Genomic DNA, 2,465 nt, shown 5'->3' with positions numbered 1-2,465 from the left:
AGGATAGGCCTAGAAGGAAGGACAAGAGATAAAGAAGTCGGGAGTCTGGAGTCTTGAGTCGGGAGTCTGGAGTCTTGAGTCGGGAGTCTTCCCATTTAAGTAAGATAAAGATAATTAAGCTGGCAAAGAAGGCATTCAGGGTGTATTTCTCGGCAATCACAGCTTGTTCCCAGAAGGTTAATGAGAAAGCCAGGATTAAGGAGGCAACAATGGATGGAATTATTGAGCTTGTAAGCTTCAGGGTGATAAAATAGACCAGCATACAAGTCAGGGAGGCAAATAAAGCTGATTGCATATTCATCCTGAAGGCAATGTTTCCAATAGGGATTAAGGTGATAAAAACCTTACCCAGTAAGGTATAGAGGGGATAACCGGGAGGATGGGCAATGCCTAAGGTGTAGGCAACGCTGATCAGCTCACCCGAATCATGGAATCCAACCGTTGGCGTTAATGTGTGCAAATAAACCCCAAATGAAACAAAGAAAACAAGAATGCCGAATGCGTAATCTATTGTTTTAAGAGGGATTAACCGCTCATCTTTGCTTTTCATAACCCCCATTATATCAAGCCTTTAGCCCAAAAATCAATCTCATAGGGTTTGGATTTACTCCCTTAGAATGCCCTGGGTGGAAACCCTGTAGATGTTATCAACGGGGTGAAATTCTAACAGAGTTTACCAATCTTTTTTAGGATAATATTTCCCGTAAGCTGTTGTAAAGCTTTTTAGTCTAATAAAAAAATTGTGGAAGTTTTAGGCAAGAGATTATACTATATCTATTTAGGTAGGCTATGATTTAAAAAACCGCCGATTAAAAGCAGTGATTGAAAGATGGAGCATATTTTAAAGAATGCGGTTGATTGGGCAAGGCTACTTGCTGCAAGTTATGCAGATGCCAGGGTTGTAATGAGAAAGACAGAATCTATTACTGTAAAGGATGGATGCGTTTATCCACTCTTTGGTGAAGAGATGGGTTTGGGAATAAGGGTTTTAAAGGATGGTGCTTGGGGATTTGCCTCGTCCTCCAGAATAGAGGAAGCCGAAAACATAGTAAAAAAGGCTATAGAGATTGCAAAAAGCTCAAGTGTTTCCAAAAAAAGTGATATTTCTTTTGAAAGAGATAAGCCCATTGTAGATAGCTATGAAACTCCCTGTAAAATAGACCCATTTAATGTTAGTGTTGAAAAGAAAATAGGGCTTTTGCTTGAATGTGACAAGCTTATGGGGAAAAATCCCAAAATAAAGACAAAAGAAGGGTCAATTTTCTCATTTTCTGAAGAAAAATTTTTTGCAAATACAGAGGGCTCTTTTATTTCTCAAAAGATTATAAGCTGTGGAGGTGGAATAACCTGTAATGCGGTTAGTAATGGAGAGGTTCAAACACGCTCATATCCGAATAATTTTGGGGGAGATTTTATAACAGGCGGATATGAGTTTATTGAAGAGGTAGATTTTCTTGGAAATGCAGAAAGAATAAAAGATGAGGCAATAGAATTGCTTAAGGCAGAAAAATGTCCTTCTGGAAAGAAAACCATTATTTTAGACAAAGCCCAGCTTGCCTTGCAGATTCACGAATCAATAGGACATCCAATAGAGCTAGATAGGGTTTTGGGACAAGAGGCAGCATATGCCGGGACAAGCTTTTTAACAATTGATAAGATGAATAGCTTTAAATATGGCTCTGAGATTGTGCAGGTCTTTGCAGATGCAACAATTCCAAAGGGATTAGGAACATTTGCCTATGATGACGAGGGAATTCCCGCTCAAAGGATTCCAATTATAAAAAATGGAATTTTTGTTGGATACTTAACCTCAAGGGAAACCGCATCTACCATTGGTCAAAAAAGCAATGGAACGATGAGGGCAGATGGATGGAACCGAATTCCCCTTATCAGGATGACAAATATAAATTTAGAGCCAGGGGAATGGAAATTAGAAGACCTAATTGCCGATACAGATGATGGCTTATTCTTTGAGACAAACAAATGCTGGAGCATTGATAACAAAAGGCTTAATTTCCAGTTTGGATGTGAGGTAGCAAGGGAGATAAAGGGAGGAAAAATGGGAAGGCTCTTTAAAGACCCTGTATATACAGGAATAACGCCTGTGTTCTGGAGTTCCTGTGATGCCATTACAAACAAAGACAATTGGCATATCTATGGCCTTCCCAATTGTGGTAAAGGACAACCAGGCCAGAAGATGTATGTAGGTCATGGTGTATCACCTGCAAGGTTTAGGGATGTAGAGGTTTTATGAAAGAAATTCATAGAGAGTAAAAAAATTTGACAAAAATTAGGGATAAATAGTATAAATTTAGTTAAATAATTTTAGGAGGAAGAAATGAAGAGAATTTTTCTTGGTTTGATGGTCAGCGGGGTTGTTTTTGGGCAACCAGACCATAGGCTTTCCATAAATGGAAACCTTGGGTTTGAGGTAAGATACATAGACATCAACAAGGATGTTGATG

General features: G+C 38.9%; 2 protein-coding genes. One reads left to right on the top strand and one right to left on the bottom strand.

Features of this window, described 5'->3' with window-relative positions; all coding sequences use genetic code 11:
- Positions 1–550, bottom strand: a 550-nt coding sequence (locus AB1397_03470) for a DUF2723 domain-containing protein (protein ID MEW6482047.1), incomplete at its 3' end; no start/stop codon positions are given.
- Positions 551–829: 279 nt separating this feature from the next.
- On the opposite strand from AB1397_03470, the gene AB1397_03465 reads away from it, so the two are divergent.
- A complete protein-coding gene (locus AB1397_03465) occupies positions 830–2,254 on the top strand; it encodes a TldD/PmbA family protein (GenBank protein MEW6482046.1) in 1,425 nt (474 codons plus the stop codon).
- Positions 2,255–2,465: the final 211 nt, after the last annotated feature.

This window comes from bacterium, assembly GCA_040756715.1.
Taxonomy (GTDB): domain Bacteria; phylum UBA9089; class UBA9088; order UBA9088; family UBA9088; genus JBFLYE01.
This window is presented reverse-complemented; position numbering and strand designations above follow the sequence as displayed.

What these genes read in the sequence shown, in the direction of transcription:
- AB1397_03465 (MEW6482046.1), top strand. Translation starts at nt 830, where the DNA reads ATGGAGCATATTTTAAAGAATGCGGTTGATTGGGCAAGGCTACTTGCT.